The sequence below is a fragment of the Micromonospora sp. NPDC057141 genome, from assembly GCF_042670805.1.
Classification (GTDB): Bacteria; Actinomycetota; Actinomycetes; order Mycobacteriales; family Micromonosporaceae; genus Micromonospora.
The window spans coordinates 34,250-51,642 of sequence record NZ_JBHUVA010000024.1 but is presented as its reverse complement, the minus strand read 5'-3'; the positions used below and the strand labels follow the sequence as shown (position 1 = coordinate 51,642).

At 68.2% G+C, this 17,393-nt stretch carries 22 protein-coding genes and 1 pseudogene; 5 read left to right on the top strand and 18 right to left on the bottom strand.

All coding sequences use genetic code 11. The annotated features are described in order from the left end of the window. Window positions 1–74: 74 nt before the first annotated feature. Complete coding sequence (locus tag ACFT41_RS15415) at window positions 75–611, bottom strand: ribbon-helix-helix protein, CopG family (RefSeq protein ID WP_377613880.1); 537 nt, start codon at window positions 609–611, stop codon at window positions 75–77. A gap of 123 nt (window positions 612–734) precedes the next feature. On the opposite strand from ACFT41_RS15415, the pseudogene ACFT41_RS15410 reads away from it, so the two are divergent. Together ACFT41_RS15410 and ACFT41_RS15405 are read left to right on the top strand one after the other, a co-directional pair. After that, a pseudogene (locus ACFT41_RS15410) lies at window positions 735–1,628 on the top strand (DMT family transporter); the annotation flags it as partial. 94 nt (window positions 1,629–1,722) lie between these two features. Then, window positions 1,723–2,403 (top strand): HAD family hydrolase, encoded by a 681-nt coding sequence (locus ACFT41_RS15405; RefSeq protein WP_377613879.1) that lies wholly within the window; start codon window positions 1,723–1,725, stop codon window positions 2,401–2,403. Between the two features lie 135 nt (window positions 2,404–2,538). On the opposite strand, the gene ACFT41_RS15400 is transcribed toward ACFT41_RS15405, so the two are convergent. From ACFT41_RS15400 to ACFT41_RS15365, 8 genes are all read right to left on the bottom strand, one after another. Further along, on the bottom strand, window positions 2,539–2,790 hold the full coding sequence (locus tag ACFT41_RS15400; protein ID WP_377613878.1) for a hypothetical protein: 252 nt from the start codon (window positions 2,788–2,790) through the stop codon (window positions 2,539–2,541). A 56-nt stretch (window positions 2,791–2,846) separates the two neighbouring features. Further along, a complete protein-coding gene (locus ACFT41_RS15395; protein WP_377613877.1) occupies window positions 2,847–3,389 on the bottom strand; it encodes a DUF6036 family nucleotidyltransferase in 543 nt (180 codons plus the stop codon). Beyond that, entirely contained in the window at window positions 3,386–3,892 is a 507-nt protein-coding gene (locus tag ACFT41_RS15390; RefSeq protein WP_377613876.1) for a helix-turn-helix domain-containing protein, read from the bottom strand. Before ACFT41_RS15390 ends, ACFT41_RS15395 begins: the two co-directional genes overlap by 4 nt. 241 nt (window positions 3,893–4,133) lie before the next feature. Continuing rightward, window positions 4,134–4,874 carry an MAE_28990/MAE_18760 family HEPN-like nuclease gene (locus ACFT41_RS15385; RefSeq protein WP_377613875.1) on the bottom strand — a complete coding sequence of 247 codons (741 nt, stop codon included), beginning with the start codon at window positions 4,872–4,874 and terminating at the stop codon, window positions 4,134–4,136. Window positions 4,875–4,883: 9 nt separating this feature from the next. Continuing rightward, complete coding sequence (locus ACFT41_RS15380) at window positions 4,884–5,984, bottom strand: DUF262 domain-containing protein (RefSeq protein ID WP_377613874.1); 1,101 nt, start codon at window positions 5,982–5,984, stop codon at window positions 4,884–4,886. A gap of 9 nt (window positions 5,985–5,993) precedes the next feature. Beyond that, a complete protein-coding gene (locus ACFT41_RS15375) occupies window positions 5,994–7,199 on the bottom strand; it encodes a tyrosine-type recombinase/integrase (protein ID WP_377613873.1) in 1,206 nt (401 codons plus the stop codon). Beyond that, window positions 7,199–7,378: a helix-turn-helix domain-containing protein gene (locus ACFT41_RS15370; protein WP_074474743.1), complete on the bottom strand. Its 180-nt coding sequence runs from the start codon at window positions 7,376–7,378 to the stop codon at window positions 7,199–7,201. Before ACFT41_RS15370 ends, ACFT41_RS15375 begins: the two co-directional genes overlap by 1 nt. Beyond that, window positions 7,378–9,177, bottom strand: coding sequence for a replication initiator (locus ACFT41_RS15365; protein ID WP_377613872.1), 1,800 nt, complete (start codon window positions 9,175–9,177; stop codon window positions 7,378–7,380). Before ACFT41_RS15365 ends, ACFT41_RS15370 begins: the two co-directional genes overlap by 1 nt. A gap of 95 nt (window positions 9,178–9,272) precedes the next feature. On the opposite strand from ACFT41_RS15365, the gene ACFT41_RS15360 reads away from it, so the two are divergent. Continuing rightward, window positions 9,273–9,626 (top strand): hypothetical protein, encoded by a 354-nt coding sequence (locus tag ACFT41_RS15360; RefSeq protein WP_377613871.1) that lies wholly within the window; start codon window positions 9,273–9,275, stop codon window positions 9,624–9,626. Between the two features lie 23 nt (window positions 9,627–9,649). Here ACFT41_RS15360 and ACFT41_RS15355 read toward each other — a convergent pair whose 3' ends face one another. From ACFT41_RS15355 to ACFT41_RS15335, 5 genes are all read right to left on the bottom strand, one after another. Continuing rightward, complete coding sequence (locus ACFT41_RS15355) at window positions 9,650–10,228, bottom strand: DUF2637 domain-containing protein (protein WP_377613870.1); 579 nt, start codon at window positions 10,226–10,228, stop codon at window positions 9,650–9,652. Further along, window positions 10,225–10,416, bottom strand: coding sequence for a hypothetical protein (locus tag ACFT41_RS15350; RefSeq protein ID WP_074474741.1), 192 nt, complete (start codon window positions 10,414–10,416; stop codon window positions 10,225–10,227). The genes ACFT41_RS15355 and ACFT41_RS15350 overlap by 4 nt, the downstream gene beginning before the upstream one ends. A gap of 5 nt (window positions 10,417–10,421) precedes the next feature. Continuing rightward, window positions 10,422–10,676, bottom strand: coding sequence for a hypothetical protein (locus ACFT41_RS15345; RefSeq protein ID WP_278128425.1), 255 nt, complete (start codon window positions 10,674–10,676; stop codon window positions 10,422–10,424). After that, a complete protein-coding gene (locus ACFT41_RS15340) occupies window positions 10,673–12,292 on the bottom strand; it encodes an FtsK/SpoIIIE domain-containing protein (protein ID WP_377613869.1) in 1,620 nt (539 codons plus the stop codon). The genes ACFT41_RS15345 and ACFT41_RS15340 overlap by 4 nt, the downstream gene beginning before the upstream one ends. A gap of 276 nt (window positions 12,293–12,568) precedes the next feature. Beyond that, complete coding sequence (locus ACFT41_RS15335; RefSeq protein ID WP_043961098.1) at window positions 12,569–12,970, bottom strand: hypothetical protein; 402 nt, start codon at window positions 12,968–12,970, stop codon at window positions 12,569–12,571. Window positions 12,971–13,584: 614 nt separating this feature from the next. Here ACFT41_RS15335 and ACFT41_RS15330 point away from each other — a divergent pair. Further along, a complete protein-coding gene (locus ACFT41_RS15330; RefSeq protein ID WP_377613868.1) occupies window positions 13,585–14,028 on the top strand; it encodes a hypothetical protein in 444 nt (147 codons plus the stop codon). Here the strand turns inward: ACFT41_RS15330 and ACFT41_RS15325 are convergent. The 4 genes from ACFT41_RS15325 to ACFT41_RS15310 form a co-directional block, all read right to left on the bottom strand. After that, complete coding sequence (locus ACFT41_RS15325; protein WP_377613867.1) at window positions 14,018–14,800, bottom strand: glycosyltransferase family 2 protein; 783 nt, start codon at window positions 14,798–14,800, stop codon at window positions 14,018–14,020. The genes ACFT41_RS15330 and ACFT41_RS15325 overlap by 11 nt on opposite strands. Next, complete coding sequence (locus ACFT41_RS15320; RefSeq protein ID WP_377613866.1) at window positions 14,788–15,609, bottom strand: GntR family transcriptional regulator; 822 nt, start codon at window positions 15,607–15,609, stop codon at window positions 14,788–14,790. Before ACFT41_RS15320 ends, ACFT41_RS15325 begins: the two co-directional genes overlap by 13 nt. 149 nt (window positions 15,610–15,758) lie before the next feature. Beyond that, window positions 15,759–16,004 (bottom strand): precorrin-4 C11-methyltransferase, encoded by a 246-nt coding sequence (locus tag ACFT41_RS15315; RefSeq protein ID WP_377613865.1) that lies wholly within the window; start codon window positions 16,002–16,004, stop codon window positions 15,759–15,761. 91 nt (window positions 16,005–16,095) lie between these two features. Beyond that, entirely contained in the window at window positions 16,096–16,428 is a 333-nt protein-coding gene (locus ACFT41_RS15310) for a hypothetical protein (RefSeq protein ID WP_377613864.1), read from the bottom strand. 293 nt (window positions 16,429–16,721) lie between these two features. On the opposite strand from ACFT41_RS15310, the gene ACFT41_RS15305 reads away from it, so the two are divergent. Further along, on the top strand, window positions 16,722–17,393 hold the full coding sequence (locus ACFT41_RS15305) for a GntR family transcriptional regulator (protein WP_377613863.1): 672 nt from the start codon (window positions 16,722–16,724) through the stop codon (window positions 17,391–17,393).

Sequence of the window (17,393 nt, the reverse complement as noted above, 5' to 3'; positions counted from 1 at the left end):
TGGTGGGTCGTCCCCGCAGGTCGGGGAGGCGGGGTGAGCGGCGGCGCGGCGCGGTCCGCTTCGGTGCCGTGCCGTCAGCGCACCCAGCCGGTGAAGCTCTGCCGGGCGCGTTTCCCGCTGTCGCGGGGCTCGGGGCGCTGATCGCGCTCGGGCCGTTGCAGGGCGGCGGCGGCGGCGGCGCGGACCAGCCAGGCGTTGACCGAGCGGCCCTCCCTCGCCGCCGCCTCCTCGACCGCGGCCTTGAGCTGCTCGGGCAGGCGTACGTTGATCCGCGCGGCGGGGCCGTCCTCGGCGATCAGCGGATCGGGTCCCGGTGCGCCGCTTCCCGTCGCCGCAGCGCCTTCCGCCGCGGTGTGGAGCGGCTCGGCGGGCGGCGGGGTCACGACGAAGTGCGGGTCGCGCCCGCGCAGGCGCAACTCCACCGAGCCCGGAGCCAGGTCCCGGGTGATCTCATCGGCGGCGGCCGACAGCGTTTCCAGCAACGTCATCCGGATCGCCGATTCGAGCGAACCGGTCAGGCGCTCGACCAGCACCCGCGCCTCCTCGCCGCCGGCTTCGGCGAGGGTGGCGAACTCGCGCCCGAGGTTGCTCACGTGGGAGGTCAGTTCCATGGTGCCAATATGGCACACGAGTGGCACACGCGCAAGCCATATTGGCTCAGCAGGACGCCACATCTGGCGTCATGCTGGCGTAAACCGATCGAACGATCTTGCCGGGACGAATAGGTTGGGTCGGTGGCGACGAGGACGGGGTCCGTGCACCGGAGTGCGCGCATCGGGCTGCTCCAGGTCTGCGCGGCCGGCGTCCTGTGGGGCACCGGCGGGCTGGTGGTCACCGTGCTGCACAGCCGCGACGGCCTCGGCGCGATGACGGTCAGCGCATGGCGGATGGCGCTGGCCGCCGTCGCCCTGGTCGGCTTCGCCGTGGTCACCCGCCGGTCCGGCGTCGTGCGCGCGACGATGCGCACCCACCCGGTGCTGGCCGTCCTGGTCGGTTGCGGCACCGCCCTGTACCAGGGGCTGTACTTCGTCTCCGTCCTGCTGGTCGGCGTGAGCGTCGCGACCGTCGTCGCGCTCGGGCTGGCCCCGATCCTGGCCGCCGCCTGGGAGCACGCCGCCGCCCGGTCGCGGCCGTCGCTGCGCGAGGTGGGCGTGCTGCTGGCCGCGCTCGCCGGACTGGTGTTGATCAGCACGGCCGCCGGACACGGCTCGCCGGCAGCCGGCGACCGGCCGGGCCTCGGGATCGTCCTCGCCGTCGCGTCCGGGGCCACGTACGCGGCGACGACGGTGCTGGGACACACCCTGGCCCAGCGGGTCGACTCCGTGGCCCTGACCACGTGCGCCACGGCCGCCGGGGCGCTGGCACTGCTCCCCTTCCTGGGACTCGCCGCTGCGACGGGAGAGCCGGTGCTACCGACCGACCCCGCCTCGCTCGCCCTGCTGGGATACCTCGGGGTCGCGACGATGGCACTGGCGTACGGCCTGCTCTACGCCGGGCTGCGGACGACGTCCGGATCGGCTGCCACGGTGGCGACCCTCGTCGAGCCGCTGTCCGCCGTCCTCCTCGCGGCCCTGCTCCTGGGCGAACGACTCACCGCGCCGGCGCTGCTCGGCGGCGCGCTGATCCTGGCGGCGGTCGTCGCCCTACAACCTGCGGGCCAGGATCGAGCGGCCCCGGAGCGGCAAGGAGCGGCCCGGCGCAGCCCGACAGGCCCGCCGGATCGTGACCGCAGCCCTCGCTCCCCTCGTGGACCGCGCCCGCGTGCTCCTGCTCGACTTCGACGGGCCCGTGTGCGGCGTCTTCGCCCGGCACCCGGCCTCGGCCGTCGCCCACGAGCTGCGCCGGCTGCTCGCCGACCGGGCCGTGCCCCTGCCGGCCGGGATCCGGCACGAGCCCGACCCGCTCGCCGTGCTGCGCTTCGTCGCCACGCTCGGCCGCCCCGCCGTCGTCCGGCTGGTCGACGAGGCGCTGACCCGCGCGGAGGTCACCGCAGCAACCACCGCCGAGCCGACGCCGTACGGCCGGGAGGTCATCGTCGCCGCCCACCGCACCGGCCGCCGGGTCGCCGTGGTGTCGAACAACTCCGCCGAGTGCGTCCACGCCTACCTGAGCGCCCGTCGGCTCACCGGCTACGTGCACCCGGTCGTCGGCCGGCCCGAGGCCGACCCCGGGCGGATGAAGCCGGACCCGTACCCGGTGCTGGTCGCCCTGCGGGAGCTGGGCGCCGAGCCGACGGACTGCGTCCTCGTCGGCGACTCGGCCACCGACATCGAGGCCGCCCACGCGGCCGGGGTCGCCGCCATCGGGTACGCCAACAAGCCCGGCAAGCGCGCACGGCTCGCCGCAGCGGACGCCGTCATCGACAGCATGGCCGAACTGGTGGCCGCCTTCGGCGAGGGCTGACGGCCGCGATGCCGAGTCAGTCGGGCGCTCCCGCCCGTGCCGCCGCCCTGCCGATCAGCCCGGCGTACCCGCCCGTGCCGCCGCCCGGAGGATGCTGTCGAGGCCCTCCTCGAACAGCAGGTCGTCGTCCCAAGCTCACCGCAGCCGCGTGCGCACCAGCGCCGTCTGGAGGAACTCGGTGCGGGCCAGGACGTTGGGCCCGAGCATCGGACGCCCGATCAGCCTCGGCGCCCAGGGATGGCGCAGCATGGCGGCGCGCCAGGCGCAGACGAGGACGCGGACGCCCTCCCGCCAGTCGTCGGTCACACCGGGGATCGGCACGTCGCCGAAGATCCCGTCGACGGCCAGGTCGAGGACGGTGGGCAGGAGTCGCCGCCATTGCGCCACAACATGATCTTGGACGCCCACCCTTCACGCCCGAACAACGGCCCCCGGCTTCGGAACTACTCGTCTAGACGCGCGGCGATCCAGTCCCTCAGTCGTTTCATCACCAAGGGATGCACATCGACCAGGAGTTCAATCCGCTCGGCGAGCACTTCCGGTCTTACCAGGCCCGCTCGGAGCAGCGCGGCCGCGAACCTGGCGTCCTTCTCCCTGCCCGCTACCAGCTTGGACACCACGCAGTCGTGCGGATCGAGCGCATAGCCGCGTCCCGGCCGGGTGTTCTCGGACTCCACCAGCACCAACCGATCGCGCCACCCGTCGGGCAATACCGCAGTCGACACACTCACGCCCTGCGCGTAGTAGCCGTACGTCTCGTGGAACGGCGAGAACTCGCCAATGAACGCGTCGACCTGGTCGGCCTTCCGATCGCCCGGATCATCGAAGAAGGCCACATCCACCTCCATCGAGGCAGTGGCTTCCAACGGCAGATCACCTTCCGGGATCGTTGCCAGCACCGACTGGCTGCCGATGATCAGAACGTTCCGGTCTTCGACAATCCGGCCCGTCGACCTCAGCACATGCTCCAGCTCTTCGCGCTTCACGCCGCCCGGTCCCACCCGCGGCGCTTGAACGCCTCAAGCACCTTGAGGCGCTGCGGCTGCGAAAGCACGCCAGCGAAGGGCGAGTTCTGCCGCAACTCGACCGCCTCCGGATCTTCCGAGGTCAACGTCCGCAGGACGGCCCCAATCCCTTCGTCGATCTTCTCTTGCCAGCGCCTCAGCCAGACCTCGGCCATGGTCCCTTGATGCTGCCGGAGCAGCCGATCAAGATTCTCCCTAGCCTTTCCCAGCACCCCATCCGGATCAACGACCAGACCGCCCGCCACGGCTTGGTGCAGCCACAGCGACTTGAGCTGGTCACGGGTCAACGCCTGCTCGGGTCGCAACAACGCCTCGACGTGCTCCCGCCTCACCTTGCGGTGCGCACCCACCCGCACGAACGGCAGGTCCCCACGCTCGCACAGGTTGACCACCTGCTGACGTGAAGAGCCCAGCAGCTTGGCAGCCTGGCCAGTGGTCAGGAATCCCCCACTCACGGTCGCCACACTCGTCAGCATGCGCCGCAAACGCCAAAAACGCAAATCGCCGGCTGCGGCGCCCGGAGACTCTTGGACCACCCGAGCCACCCACTGACGCCGCGACGGCTCCAGCCCCGTGGGCGACGGACGAGTCGACCTGTACGCCGGATTAAGATCATCGCAGACCCGCTGACCAGGGGCGGAGCCTAGCGAAGGCCGCTGCAGGCCGTCGCCAGGCCGTCACCCATCCCGCAGGGCCCATCTGCCCCTATTCGACCCCCATCTCGGAACTAACGGCACGTTGAGTTGGGACCACTACGGCTACGACATCCGGCTCGTGGTCACCATTATCCTGGCTACGATCAGCGGCGAGGAAATGACTGTCCCTCACCGCCTCGAATAGTTGCTGCGAATATCGATCTAGCAACTTTACGACAGCTTCTATCCGCTCAACCACCTCGGCAGTGTCGAATACCGCAAGCTCACCGTGCGCAACCTGGTTCCTCCCGTGTACCAGCTTGGTATCAATGAATGGGCCTCGCGTTTTGTATTCATCCAGATAATCGAGGCCCATTCCTTCAACCAGATCACCAAAGACAGAAGAGGTCAAGTTACTTTCGGTAATAACGATTTTTGCAGGAGAAACCAGAAAGACGCCTTTGCGCGCCTCGTCAATATCCTGCAGAACCGTGCCGAGAAAACGAACCTTAAGGCTCTCTCGCGCCCTTCTGAAGTGAGAAATAAGACATGCCGCCTGCAACTCGCGCTTCAGCGACGAGACGGGCAGATTTTTTGAATTCAAGTACCGGACATATTGAATGCTGGCCTGCTTCACGAAGCCCTCCCAGTGGGCGTACGCAATGACTGCAGCAGATCGCCTCATCCATGATGCACGGTCCGAGTCGGAATCCGGCCCCCCTTGAATCACATCCATCTTGAGCCGAGAAAGTTCGAGCTTCCGATGCGCTAGATCTTTATCTATCTTGTTGACGAAGCCTTCGATCTCCATCTCGCCCGCTTAAGCGAACAGCTCACGGCCTGCGGGGATCGTCCTGCGCATACGCTCATCAGCCCGCTTTCCCGTAGAAAACCCCGGGGCAAACTGCGGCATTGACCAGAACTCGATACGCTTCGCCGCCGCAATCTCCGAGGTTATCGACGGGTCGGCATTATGAAAGCCTATCCCCAATGCAATTGCCTCGAAAGCAGACAGAGAGAACGGCCCCTCAGTTCGCCCGCTAGCAGGATTCCACTTGCGGAGCACTTCCGACCCCCCAGCAGCCCTCAGAATCTGGAAGGTTCTACGGAAGACATCTTCCTCTTCACCAAGCTGCCCTGGACTCTTCTCTACAAGGGATACAATTTCTTCGGTGAGAAACTCACCAATATTGCCAATCTTTGAGAGGCGCGGCTCTTCAATTCGCCTGAAAGTGATAAAGCGCAGGGCCATCTCCATATGATAACGCTCATTGATCAACCTGTCCTGCATTTCAAGGACGGCAAGGAAGTTCTCATCCCTAGAGATCGAAACAAGCCATTCGTAATGAGTCTTGCTCAAGCTAACGAGCAAGCAATTCCGCAACTCCTGATCCGTCGCCACGCTGCCATAAGAATTCAACCGTTGAAACAGGTCGTACTTGGCGCGGTTATCACTCTGACGCTTAATGATCTTTACATCAATGCGCGCCCTTTTGAAGTCTAGACGCTGGGTCGAGCTGAGCGACCCAGGCTCACCAATTGCACCCTCATAGGAAATACCTTCAAGAGACTTCAAAAATGGAGCTTCTTCACAAACAAATGGACTGAGCAGTTCACCGTCCTCGTCGCGGAGAATCCCCATGAACTGGAAGATCGTAGACAACCGCTGAACCCCATCAACAACATCCCAAACACCTTCTTCGTTGGACGCTACGAAGAGGCTAGGGAGAGGGATGCCGAGCAGAATGCTCTCTATCAGCCGAGTCTTCTGTCCCGGCGTCCAACGGAAGATGCGTTGAAACTCGGGGTGGATGTCCATCTCCCCGTCACGATAAAGGTTTGCCAGTTCCCCAATTGACATCGGATAGGCATCCGTCGCGATTTGTCGACGGTATTTCTTGAGCTCGACCTCAAGTGACATAGAGGAACCCTATCGCTGCGGCCCACCATTGCCCAACAGGTCGTCGATCGCGCGGCGGGTACGTTCCTCGCTGGCCGGCATCAGGTGGGTGTATACCCGGAGCGTGAAGCCGGGGTCGGAGTGTCCGAGGTACAAGGCGAGGGCCTTGATGCTCTCCCCCGCGTCGAGCAGCGCTGAGGCGTAGAAGTGGCGAAGCGCGTGCATCCCGGTCGCCCGGGTCGGGACGATGCCGGCCGCCTCGACCGCTGGACGCCAGCTCTTGCCGTCGAAGGTCGCCCGCTTGATCGCACCCCGTCGGGTGGTGGTGAAGATCAGCGGCACCGTCACCCGCTCGTCGCCAAACGGGTCCTCCCACGGCAGGGTGATCGAGAGCGGGTCGTACTGTTTGGCGTGGTCCTTGAGCGACTGAGCCACCGAGTCGGGCAGCGGTACGCGGCGGTCACGGTCGTTCTTGGGTAGGCCGAAGACCAGCCGGGAGCGGACCACCTTGACCTGCCGGACGATGTGCACCCAGCCCGAGGCGAGGTCGAGGTCGTCGACGCCCAGGCCGAAGATCTCGCCCTGCCGCATCCCGCAGCCGGCCCCCAGGTCGACCATCGGGCGGTACCGCTCAGCGAGACCACCGCGGATTGCCGAAACCTCGTCGGCCCGCCAGGGAACGACCCGACGTTGCACCGGCCGAGGTGGCTTGACCGAGGCTGTCGAACAGGGGTTCTTGGCGATCCGTTCGTCGTCGACAGCCGCGCCGAGGATGGTCCGCAGGTGGGCGAAGACGACGGCCCGGGTCGACGCCGCCAGCTTGCCGACCATCCCGGCATCCCACTCCCGGATGTGCCCCGGCTTGATCGAGGCCAGTTGCCGAGCACCGAAGAAGGGCACCAGGTGCTTCCGTACCCGGAACTCCGTGCTCTCCCGGGTCGACTCGTCGAAGGCACGGGTTCGCAACCAGTTCTCGGCGTACTCAGCGAAGGTGATCCGACCGGCGGACGGGTCGACGTAGGAGCCCCGGAGCTTGTCCGTCTCGGTGGAGACGAGGAAGGCGTCAGCTTCGCGCTTGGCCCGGTCCGGGAAGGACTGGCTACGTTCCCGGCCGTCGGGGCCGATGTACCGCACCCGGTAGCGCATCCCCTTGCCGAACAGGGCCGACTTGACCCGTTCCTTCCGGCCGCCGGGGTGACGGATCACCTTGTACCAGCGATCTTCGACGTGTCCCATCAGGCTGCCGCCTGCTCACGTACCCACGCCCGGACCGCTTCCGGCTCGTACCGCAGGTGCCGGCCGACCCGGGCTGCCGGCGGACCGTACTTGACCTTGCGCCAGCGGTACAGCGTTTCCGGTGGGACCCGGAGGTACACCGACACGTCCTGGACCGTCCAGAGCCCTTCGCTGGCCATCAAAGCCCCTCCCCCGTCGTGCTGTCTTGCCCGTTCGTCGATCCGTCCTCCGGTCGCTGTGCCGCCCGGTCCTTCGCGGCGAGTAGTTCGGTGCGCCAGCGGGCGCGTTCGCTGATCGAGCGCATGAGTCGGAAGGACAGTGGGCCGACGTCGGCGTCGTCGGGTCGGGCGAGTTCCCAGGCGTGCCGGGCCCGTTCGGCGGTGGCGCCCTGGTCGTCGACGAGCTGCCCGGGGCTGCCGGCCGTGCTGCTTTCGGTGGTGCCGTTGGCGGTGGCGCTGTCGGTGGTGACGCCGAGCAGGGCGCGCACCCAGGCGCGTACGTCGTGTTTGTGGTCGGCGAGGGTCTTGCCGGACCAGTCGCGGGAGATGAGGATGCGTCGGCCGCCGATGCCGAGGGTGTCGCGTTGGTGGACCTTGCCTTTGCAGCGGCCCGGCTTGAGCTTGGCGTTGGCCTTGCGGGGTTGGACGCCGTAGAGCAGCCAGTTGGCGCACCGGTCGGTGCAGGGGGTGACGCGCAGTGCGCGCCAGAGTCGGTCGAGGTGGGCGCGTTGCCGGTCGGTGGTTGCTTTGTGGCAGTCGCCGGTGTGCTTGGTGATGTACTTCGTGACGTACCGGATGGTTCGTTCGGCGTCTTCGGTGCCGGGCATGACGCCGCGGGCGTCGACCTGGGTGCCGAAGCGGACGACGTGCACGGGTTCGGCGTCGGGGGTGTCGTCGATGGCGTCGAGGGCGTCGGTCCAGGTGGTCAGCGGGTGGTGGGTGTCCGGGTCGACCCACGCCGCCGCTTGTTCGTCCCAGACCGGGGGTCGGTCGGCGGTGTACCGCTGGACGTCAACGGATGGCCACCAGACTTGGTGGTAGGTGGCGGCGGCGACGGTGCGCAGGGTGTCGCGGGCGATGGTGCCGCGGATGGCGAAGTGTGCGTGTGGGGCGAGTCGGCGTTGGGGTTCGACGCAGCCGGCGTACTGGACGTTCCAGCCCTCGCAGCGGCGTAGGTTCTGCCAGAACCGGTCGAGCAGGCGGGGGAAGTGGACGGCGTCCCAGGCGGCGCGGCGGTAGTCGTAGCGGTCGGGGTTGACGGGGGTGCCGTCGGGGCGGACCGGCCCGTAGGAGTCGAGGGTGAGGGTGAGCCACATCGACGGCCGGTAGGTGGAGCCGTCGGGGGCGGTGTAGGTGCGGCCGACGGTGCGGGCTTCGACCTTGCGCCGGGGCAGGTCGGGTGCGTCTTGCCGCCGCTTGGTGGAGCGCTTGCGGCGGCGGCCGGTGTCGTCGTCGCCCTGGTCGTCGTCGGTGCTGGTGTGGGGTGGGCCGACGCGTCCGCGCAAGCCCTCTGCGGCGATGGCTTCCTCTACCTCGCGGATGGCCTCGTCGAGGTCGGTGACCTGGTCCCACTGGCAGGCGCGGGATGCCTCGTCGCGGGAGAACTCCAGGTGTGCGCGGAACAGGATCAGGGACTTCTGCGCTTCGGTGGCGGGTTGCGGGCCGGGTAGGGGTTCGTCGTCGCGATGCCAGCCCTCGCGGATCTGGGCCTGTCGCAGCCGGCGGTTCTTCTTCGCGCAGGGCGGGCACTTGTCTTCGCGGGTCGCGCCGCAGGGTAAGTCGATGACTTCGGTCAGGCCGGTGTCGAGGTCGGTGCGGCGCATGGCGAGGGGACGGACGCAGACGCCGTACTCGATGGCGATCTGCTTGAGCACGTCGACGGAGCGGGGCAGCGCCATGCGGGCCGCCCGCGACCCCGGCCGGGGAGCAGCAGCCGGGGTCGGGGCGGGTTCGAGGCCGGGCAGGGTCGGAGCGGTCATTGGCCCGCCCCCAGCGTGGGGCGAATGCGGTGGTGTCGGTCGCGGGTCGGTCGGTACTGTCCGGGCTCACCAGGAACCCGAGCGGCGAGGTCGACATGAACAGCGATGACGGAACGACGGTGCTGTGGCGACCGACCGGGCCGCAAGAGCTGGATCTCGTCCGCGAGTCGGGGTGGCGCAAGTGGCCGCCGCGCCTTCCGGATCAGCCGATCTTTTACCCGGTCCTGAACGAGGACTACGCGGTCATGATCGCCCGGGACTGGAACGTGCCCGCGTCCGGCGTCGGCTACGTCACCCGTTTCCGCGTGGAGTCGGAGTTTCTGAGCCGCTACCCGGTCCGTCAGGCCGGCGGCAAGACCATCCTGGAGCTGTGGGTGCCGGCCGAGGAGCTGGAGGAGTTCAACGCGCACATCGTCGGGCTGATCGAGGTCGTGCACGAGTTCCGTTAGCCGCTCGGCGTCGGGGGCGGCGGTCATCGGATGATCCCGACGACGTGCGGTCGGTTCGACTGGACGACGCCGCGCGGGGGCAGGATCACCGCCGGGGCAGAGACGGCGGCCGGGGCCGGGACAGTCGGCGGCACGGGGTCGGCTGGACGCTCCGGTTCGGGGTCGGTGGTGGTCTGCTCGGGTGCCTCGTCCCAGTCGATCGGGGGTTGGTCCGGTTCCGGGACTGGCGGCAGGGCGGGGGTGTTGGACAGGACGACCTTGACCAGGGCGAGGAACGCCAGGGATGGCACGGCGGCGACGGTCCAGCCCCACACGGAGGGTTCGGCTTCGGCGACCTGGGCGGCGAGGGACAGCAGCGCGAACGCGACGAGCAGTGAGGCGACCAGGCCGACCGGGCGGCGTGCGCGGCGGCGGGCGCGGAGTTCGAGGCCGAGGTAGATGGCCATGAGTTCGACGGCTACGGCGTTGGCCCAGCCGATCCAGTCGGGTTGGCCGTGGGTGACGGACAGGTCGTGGACGTGGGTGAAGGCGGCTGCGCCGGCCATGGTGCCGATGGCGAGCAGGATGACCAGGCGTACGGCGGTTTCGGTGCGCTCGGTCATCGCCACTCCTGCAAGGGCTTTTCGCGGATGGTGAGGTCGATGCGGATGCGCCGGTCGGCCATGTCGGGGCGGCGGCTGACCATGTGAGCCAGGCCGTGCAGGGCGGCGGCGGTCTGGTCGGCGGGGCCGACGAGGCGGATGCGCAGCGGACGCCGGAGCCGGTTGACGATGCGGGCGAGGGTGGTCATGGCGGTTACCTCCGGGCCGGTCGGATGTCGGTGCGGATGTAGTCGGGTGGGGTGCCGAGGGTGGCGACGGCTTCGGACAGGCAGCGCCACAGCGCCCACGCCTCGTCCGGGGTCAGGGACATCCGTCGCCGGCCCGCGCCGACGGCCAGGTGGACCGGGTACGGGTCGGGCCGTTCGGGGTCGACGCGGACGGACACGGCGGTAGTCGGGTCGGGGGTGCGCAGCCGGTAGAACCGGCGTCCGTTCGGCGTGGCGGTCACCGCGGTTCACTCCCGCCGTCGGGGTCGAGGAGGTTGCGCAGGGCGTCGGGCAGCAGCGGCCCGGACGGCTTGCGGGGCAGCGGCGGGCGCACCGGTTCCGGGGTCGACTCGCGGCCGACCTGGGCGAGGATGTCCGCCGCATCGGCCGGGGCCGGATACCGGCGGGCTAGGTCGCGGATGTCGTCGTCGCTGACGTAGGAGAAGCGGACGCGCAGGGGTTCGGGGGTGCCGTCGAGGATCACGTACCCGACGCCCTTGGCCCATCGCGGCATCTGATCGGCCAGGGCGCCCCGGTTGCGGGCACCGTCGCCGAGGATCATGTCTACCTGTGCCGCTTCGGTGAGGCCGAGCGCGATGCGGGTGGGGAACAGGTCCCGGAACGGCAGCACCTCTTTGCGCGGGTCCTGCAACGCGGCCACGACGAGGACGCCGACGCCGGCCCCCTGTGACAGCAGCAGCCCCAGCGACGACGCGATCCGCCTACGCAGGTCGACGTCTTGCAGGTACGCGGTGAGGGCGGCCATTTCGTCGATGACGACCACGACCAGGGGGTCGGCTTCGGTCGGGGTGTGGACCCGGACGGTTCCGGCGAGCCGGGTCTGACGCTCCCGCATCACCGCCACGGCCTCGTCAAGGAGGTCAGCCATGGCCTCGAACGAGGTGCCGGCGAACCGGGCGAACAGGGGCCGGCCCATGGCGAACTCCATCCCGCCCTTGGGATCGATCACCCACAGCCGGGCCAGGCCCGAGGCGATGCCGCCGGACAGCGCCCGCACCAGCGACCACAACACCGAACCCTTACCGGAACGGGTGGCCCCGCCGATGAGCACGTGTGTGGCGAGCAGGCGCAGCGACCAGGTGCCCAGGTCCTCCCGCCGAGCCAGCGGCAACGCGGTAAAGTCGGGGACGGGCGGGGCGTCGAACGGCGGTACGACCGGCCGCAGCGCGTCGGTGCGGACGAGCACCAGGTAGACCACGCTCGGGCGGTCCCGGAACCGCACCCGGTCCACCCAGCCCAGCAGCAACGCCCAGTAGCCGGTACGGGTCGGCGGGGCGTCGGGCCGCTCGGAGTAGACCCGGGCGTGCCGCCGGCCGAAGGCGTACGCGAGGTTCGCCGTCGCCTTCTGGAAGTCGGCCGGGGTCTGCCCCCGGACCATGCGGACGGTCAGCACGTCGAGCGCCTGATCTGAGCGCACCCGCAGCAGCTTGGGCAGGACCGGCCGGTGGTCGTAGGTTTCGGCGAGGCCGCACAGGGTCATGGCCTCGTGCCACGCCCGCCGGTACACGAAGACGTGCCGGAATCGGCCGAGCAGCGGGCCGGCGCACCATCGCCACCAGGACGCCTCATCGCGCCACCGCCACAGCGCCGACGCCGCCGAGGACAGCACCAGCGGCACGACCACGCCCGGCAAGCCGTGTTCGGCGTAGAGGACGACGGCGGCCACGGCCAGGCCCACGGCGACCGGATGACGCAGGCACCACCAGCAGAACCGGGCCAGCCAGCGCAGCACCACGCCAAGCACGACCAACCACATCGGCAGGACGAACCGCTTCGGCCGGATCACCAGCAGATCCCCGGCCGACGTCAGGATCACCTCACCGCGCGGCCGGCGCATCACCGCGCACCCCGCAGGGACACGAACCGGCCCGACGCATCCCGGACCGGAGGGAACGGAAGAACGAGCTGCCCGACGCAACCGGCACACCGACCGTCGGCACCCGTGGCCGGGTCGAACCGGGACTGACACACGCCACACCGCGCCTGAACGGGGGCAGCCGAACGCCTACGCTTGGACACGTCACTACCTCTCTCGACAGAGCAGGGGAAAGAGACACAGGGGGCGGGGCTGCCGTCCGCCAAGACCTGACAGCCCCGCCCCCACCCGATGCGGCTACGCCGCCGCCTTCTGCTTGCCGGCCACACCCGCCGGGGCGCGCATCCCGGTCGCCCGCAGCGAGTACGCCATCCGACCGGTGTTCGACACGTACGGCGTCACCGTCATGCCCTCGAACTCCACCGCCTCGAACGGCGCACCCGTCGGCGGCACCGGCTGGTGATCCGCCGAGATCTTGACCGTCGTCTCCCGCGAGCGCTTGCCAAGCTCCGGGTCCAGGTCCATCACGCGCACCTGCCACACCCGCTGACCGGTCAGCTTGTCCTTCGCCGGACTACGCCGACCCGTCTTCTCGTCGTAGTCCTCGACCTCACCCAGAGACTCGGGGACCAGGGCGCACCCCGCCGGGAACACGTCCTCACAACGCACGGCGAACCTCGCACCGCCACGCAGAGCCATCGCTCGACCTCCAAGTTGTTGGCATGTCTGCCAAGTGGAGACTCCAAGGTAGACGGCACTTGGCAGACAAGTCAACAGCCAGTTCAGGGCCGGCAAAGACACCTTCGGTAGATTTGCCCGCTTATTATCCTTTTTTTAGTTCAACGATCAGCGGATCAGAGTTTCGAGTTATCAGTTACTGAAAGTACTTTCTAGTAATCGATAACTCGAAACTCGACAGCTTATTCAAACCATTAAAACTGCACCCACGAGACCTTGACAGGTCGCAACGATTTGCTATCGTTGACGATGCCAGCAAGGGCGAATCAGGGCCCTCAAAGTATGGGCAGTGAAAGGAAGTTGAATGGTAGAGATTTTAGCAAGCTGCATAGACTGGAAATGCCCACCAGAGATCACCCTTATATTACTCATAATAATCATGGTGCGGTTAGCTTCGCCCATTCCCGACCGAAGCACCGATCGGGGCTGGGGTGGCTCTGGGCTACTCCTTCTCATTCTGGCGAGGGTTCATGCATCCAACGGAGACCTCGACGGCATTAGAGACGTGTGACGGCTGGTGCCCGAGCTAGTGAGGTTGACGGTAGCTAGGGCCCGTTCGGGGTAATGCTGAGCCCATGGCAAAGGAAAAGCGGGCCCTAGCAGCCGATGAGCATCACGCTCGCCCGAGGGACCTAGACGACGCGACGGTCGAGGCTTTAGGTGAACTCAGCAAGGCGCTGGAGACGGTCCACCGCGTGCGCGGTCATCTGTACTCGGCGCATCAGCTCGTGGGCGGTGCGGATCTTACCCTTGACCGGGTGGTGAAGTTGCTTCGCGAGGCCGGGCATGACGAGGTGGCCGACCGGGTTGAGCGCGAACTGTTGGGTCGCAACGTGTTGCCTGGCCGGTGGACGTTCCAGATCGTGGAGGAGTTCGATGACGGCTACTACGCGGCGTTCCAGGAGATCGAGAGGGACGCGCGGGAGAAGTTGGCCGGTGGTCGGCGGCACATCTACGAGGCGGAGATGAAGGAGCGGCGGCGTACTCCCGGGATGCCGGGGCACGAGGCTACGCCGTAGCGCCGCCGCCGAGGTCGAAGCCGTTCGGGGCCATCGAGGCCAGGGCGTGGGCTCTGGCCTCGATGATCCTCATGCGTGCCTGATACTCGGCGGGTTCCCGGTGTGCGGCCTGGCTGGTGACCTGGCCGGGCCACTTGCGGTAGAGCAGGCCGTACTCCCGGGTGAAGTAGCCTTCGCTGACCGCGTTGGCGGCCAGGAGAAGGCCGGTGTCCTCGGAGGCGGGCAGGGCCATCCAGCCGCCGAGGGCGAAGACGAGATCCCGGCGTAGGCACAGCGTCGCCGGATGCACCGATGCCCGGTAGTCGTTGGCCTGCCAGAACGCCAGGACCGCACCGCGGTCGATGACGCCGCCGGCCGGGTCCTTGTCCCATCCGGCGGTTGACCCGTCGGGGAGCAGGTCGAGTACCCGCGAGGTGGTCCAGCCGATCTGCGGGTGCGCGTCGAACGCGGCGATGTCCCGGGCCAGCGCCCCGGGGGTCAACTGGTCGTCGGCGTCCAACACTTTGATGAGCTGCCCGGAAACGCGGGAAAGCGCGAGGGTACGAGCGACGCCAGGCCCACCGGGACGGCCGGTTCCAAGGCTGATCCGGGGGTCATCGGGCAGCGCGTCGGCGAGGGCACCGGTCTGCCCGTCTTCCTGGATGAGCCATTGCCAGTCCCACCCCGGGGGCATGTCCTGCTTGGCCAGCGACTCGTACGCACCCGGCAGGTACTCGATGCTGGGCGCGTGGACCGGGGTGATGACCGAGACGAGCTGCGTCACGTTTTCCACCGCTGGAGTTTGTGGGAGTAGACAAGCTCAGTCCGGTCGCCCGGCATCACCACGTCGGCCACCTCGACGACGCGGCCGGTGGTGTCGACGGAGGTCTTGCGCACGGTGAGCACGGAGACGCCCGGGTCGATGTCCAGCAACTCTGCCTCGTCCGGCGACGGCGGCCGGGCGCGGATCTCGTCGTCGATGCGGTCCAGCTCGATGCCGAGGGTGTAGAGCTGGTGTTGCGTCCCGCCCGGCCACGGTTCCTTGCTCTCGTCGAGCAGGTCGGGGCTCGCGGCGACCAGGTCGTACGGCAGATAGGAGTACGACACGGTCAGCGGCGCGTTCTCGTGCCGCGACGACGTCCAGTAGACCCGGCGCAGCAGCGGCGTGCCCGCCTCGACCTGGAGGGCCGCCGCCATGTCGGCATCGGCGTCAACGCGGGTGTACTCGGCGTGGAACTTCAGGTCGTCGACGGTCAGGCCGGTGTCATGCTCGGTCGCGCCGGTCTTCAACCGCTCGGCCTCGTCGAGCAGAACCCGATCCTTCTCCCACTGGTACCGCTCGGTGTTGCGACGCCGTACCCGCTGGCGGGGTGCCCGCACGTAGGTGCCGCGCCCCTGCTCGGCCCGGACCAGGCCCCATTCCCGCAACTGGCGGATGGCGTTGCGCACGCTCGTGCGGGACAGCCCCGAGGTGTCGGCCAACTCGGTCTCACTCGGCATCAGCGTGCCAGGGGCCAGCTCACCGCTCACGATCTTCGCCCGCAACTCTTCGGCGAGTTGCAGGTAGCGAGGGCGCCAGTCCCGACCATGCACACCGGTCACCGTACCCCCTAGACGTTCCAACGTCTGCCAGGTGGTCCCCCCAGCCGGCCGCTCCGGAACCGGAGGCACTGCCATCGCCGTCCGCGACGACAGCGTCCGACGCGGCCCCCGCGTCTGAGGAACAGGTACGCCCCGACGACTGCTCGCGTTCACCGCGTCTCCCCCGCCTGCTCGCGCGGGTCGGCCGCCGCCCGCATGGCCTGCCGCGCGTGGGTCAGTTCCTCGATGAGCCGGTCCACATGGGCGGCCGTCAGCAGCACGGTTTGAGTCGCGCCGTAGCGGGTCGCGTCGAGCTTGACGGCCAGGTCCCGACGCGCGAACCGGTCGACGAGCAGTTGCACGCTCACCCAGCCGGTCCGCTCCCGCCCGATGGTCGCGAGAAGCCCTCGATGCATCGGATCGTTCGGCCCGCAGCCCCGACACCACTCCGGGCACACGACCGGCGCAGTCGCCGACGACGGCGGGGCGTTCGTCACGGGTACGGCCTCACTCATCGTCGGCCCCCTGGCCGCCGGTGGCCTGCTCCAGCAACCCGAGAAGGTGCTCGGCCAGGTCGGCTGCCTGCGGCAACGTCAGCTCCGCCCACGTGTTGCCCGCCCGGCATGTCGCGTGAACCCCCACCATCGGCCCGAGACCATCCGCAGCGATGAGGTAGGTGGCGACGAAGCCGGCCGCGCGGGAGTCACCGACGCGGTGCATCTGGCCGCGATGGCGGCGGGCCATGTGCGCCATCACCGGCGGCACCAGGTAGCCGCAACGGTCCGGCGCACACCACTCCGGGTGTCCCGCGACCCCGACGGGCCTGGTCGGGTGCCTCATCGCGGACACCTCCCGCCGTTGCCCCGCGCCGCCTGCCCCAGGGTCATCAGCGGCGCGTACGGCAGCACGGGCACCTCCCGCGTCGGAGCCACCGACCACCACGGCAACGGCGGAACCGAGGCCGGGCGCGGACGGGACGGGGCGTTGCTGCTGGCGGCCCGGATCGTCGTTCGCGTTCGCGGCCACCAGGACGAGAACCAGCCGCGCCGACGGTGAGAGCCGGACATCGCACCTCCAGAGGTAGGAGGGGCCGGTGGCCAGCCCTGGAAGGAGATGGCCAGCCACCGGCCCGGATGAAGGCACGGCGCACCGTCCGACACAGACGGGTCGGGTATCGCCGAGCCAACTTGCGCGCGGCTACCGCAACCGGTCCGACAGGACGCCGCGCTTCAAGTGCGACCAGGGCCGACCCGACCACCCCTGACACGAGCCGTCACCCTGGCCGCACAGATGGAAACGTACCTACAACTGGACGAGTTGTCTACACGTCGAAACGGGTCTCTTGGTTGACACTTGGTAAGACAAGTGCCAGGTACGGTGAGCAGGTGCCCACCCCGCACTACGGACAGCCCCGCTACCGCGCCATCGCCGACGAGTTGAGCAGCAGGATTGATCGGGGAATCCTGCAATCAGGAACTCTCCTACCGACCGAAAGCGCTCTCGCAGTCGAATTCCGCGCCAGCCGCGGAACAATTCGACAAGCCATAGCCGTACTCCGAGACAGCGGCCTAGTCCTTACCGAACACGGCAGAGGCACCTTTGTTGCACCCAATCCCTGCACACCCAGACAGAATGCGCGCACCACAACGACGACATATCAAGAAGTGCCGGCAGATCAAGAATTGGCCAGGATCTTGGATGTTGAAGCCGGGGCTTCGATCATCAGAAAAGAGACAGTGGAATACTGTGGCTCAAGAGTAGATAGGGTAACACGCTCCTACCGGCGCAAGCAGCAACTCCCTTAG

Excerpts from the sequence above, each read along its gene's own strand:
- ACFT41_RS15415 (WP_377613880.1), bottom strand. The coding sequence starts at position 611 with ATGGAACTGACCTCCCACGTGAGCAACCTCGGGCGCGAGTTCGCCACC.
- ACFT41_RS15385 (WP_377613875.1), bottom strand. The coding sequence starts at position 4,874 with ATGGAGATCGAAGGCTTCGTCAACAAGATAGATAAAGATCTAGCGCAT.
- ACFT41_RS15380 (WP_377613874.1), bottom strand. The coding sequence starts at position 5,984 with ATGTCACTTGAGGTCGAGCTCAAGAAATACCGTCGACAAATCGCGACG.
- ACFT41_RS15375 (WP_377613873.1), bottom strand. The coding sequence starts at position 7,199 with ATGGGACACGTCGAAGATCGCTGGTACAAGGTGATCCGTCACCCCGGC.
- ACFT41_RS15370 (WP_074474743.1), bottom strand. The coding sequence starts at position 7,378 with ATGGCCAGCGAAGGGCTCTGGACGGTCCAGGACGTGTCGGTGTACCTC.
- ACFT41_RS15365 (WP_377613872.1), bottom strand. The coding sequence starts at position 9,177 with ATGACCGCTCCGACCCTGCCCGGCCTCGAACCCGCCCCGACCCCGGCT.
- ACFT41_RS15360 (WP_377613871.1), top strand. The coding sequence starts at position 9,273 with ATGAACAGCGATGACGGAACGACGGTGCTGTGGCGACCGACCGGGCCG.
- ACFT41_RS15355 (WP_377613870.1), bottom strand. The coding sequence starts at position 10,228 with ATGACCGAGCGCACCGAAACCGCCGTACGCCTGGTCATCCTGCTCGCC.
- ACFT41_RS15350 (WP_074474741.1), bottom strand. The coding sequence starts at position 10,416 with ATGACCACCCTCGCCCGCATCGTCAACCGGCTCCGGCGTCCGCTGCGC.
- ACFT41_RS15340 (WP_377613869.1), bottom strand. The coding sequence starts at position 12,292 with ATGCGCCGGCCGCGCGGTGAGGTGATCCTGACGTCGGCCGGGGATCTG.
- ACFT41_RS15335 (WP_043961098.1), bottom strand. The coding sequence starts at position 12,970 with ATGGCTCTGCGTGGCGGTGCGAGGTTCGCCGTGCGTTGTGAGGACGTG.
- ACFT41_RS15330 (WP_377613868.1), top strand. The coding sequence starts at position 13,585 with ATGGCAAAGGAAAAGCGGGCCCTAGCAGCCGATGAGCATCACGCTCGC.
- ACFT41_RS15315 (WP_377613865.1), bottom strand. The coding sequence starts at position 16,004 with ATGCATCGAGGGCTTCTCGCGACCATCGGGCGGGAGCGGACCGGCTGG.
- ACFT41_RS15310 (WP_377613864.1), bottom strand. The coding sequence starts at position 16,428 with ATGAGGCACCCGACCAGGCCCGTCGGGGTCGCGGGACACCCGGAGTGG.
- ACFT41_RS15305 (WP_377613863.1), top strand. The coding sequence starts at position 16,722 with ATGAAGGCACGGCGCACCGTCCGACACAGACGGGTCGGGTATCGCCGA.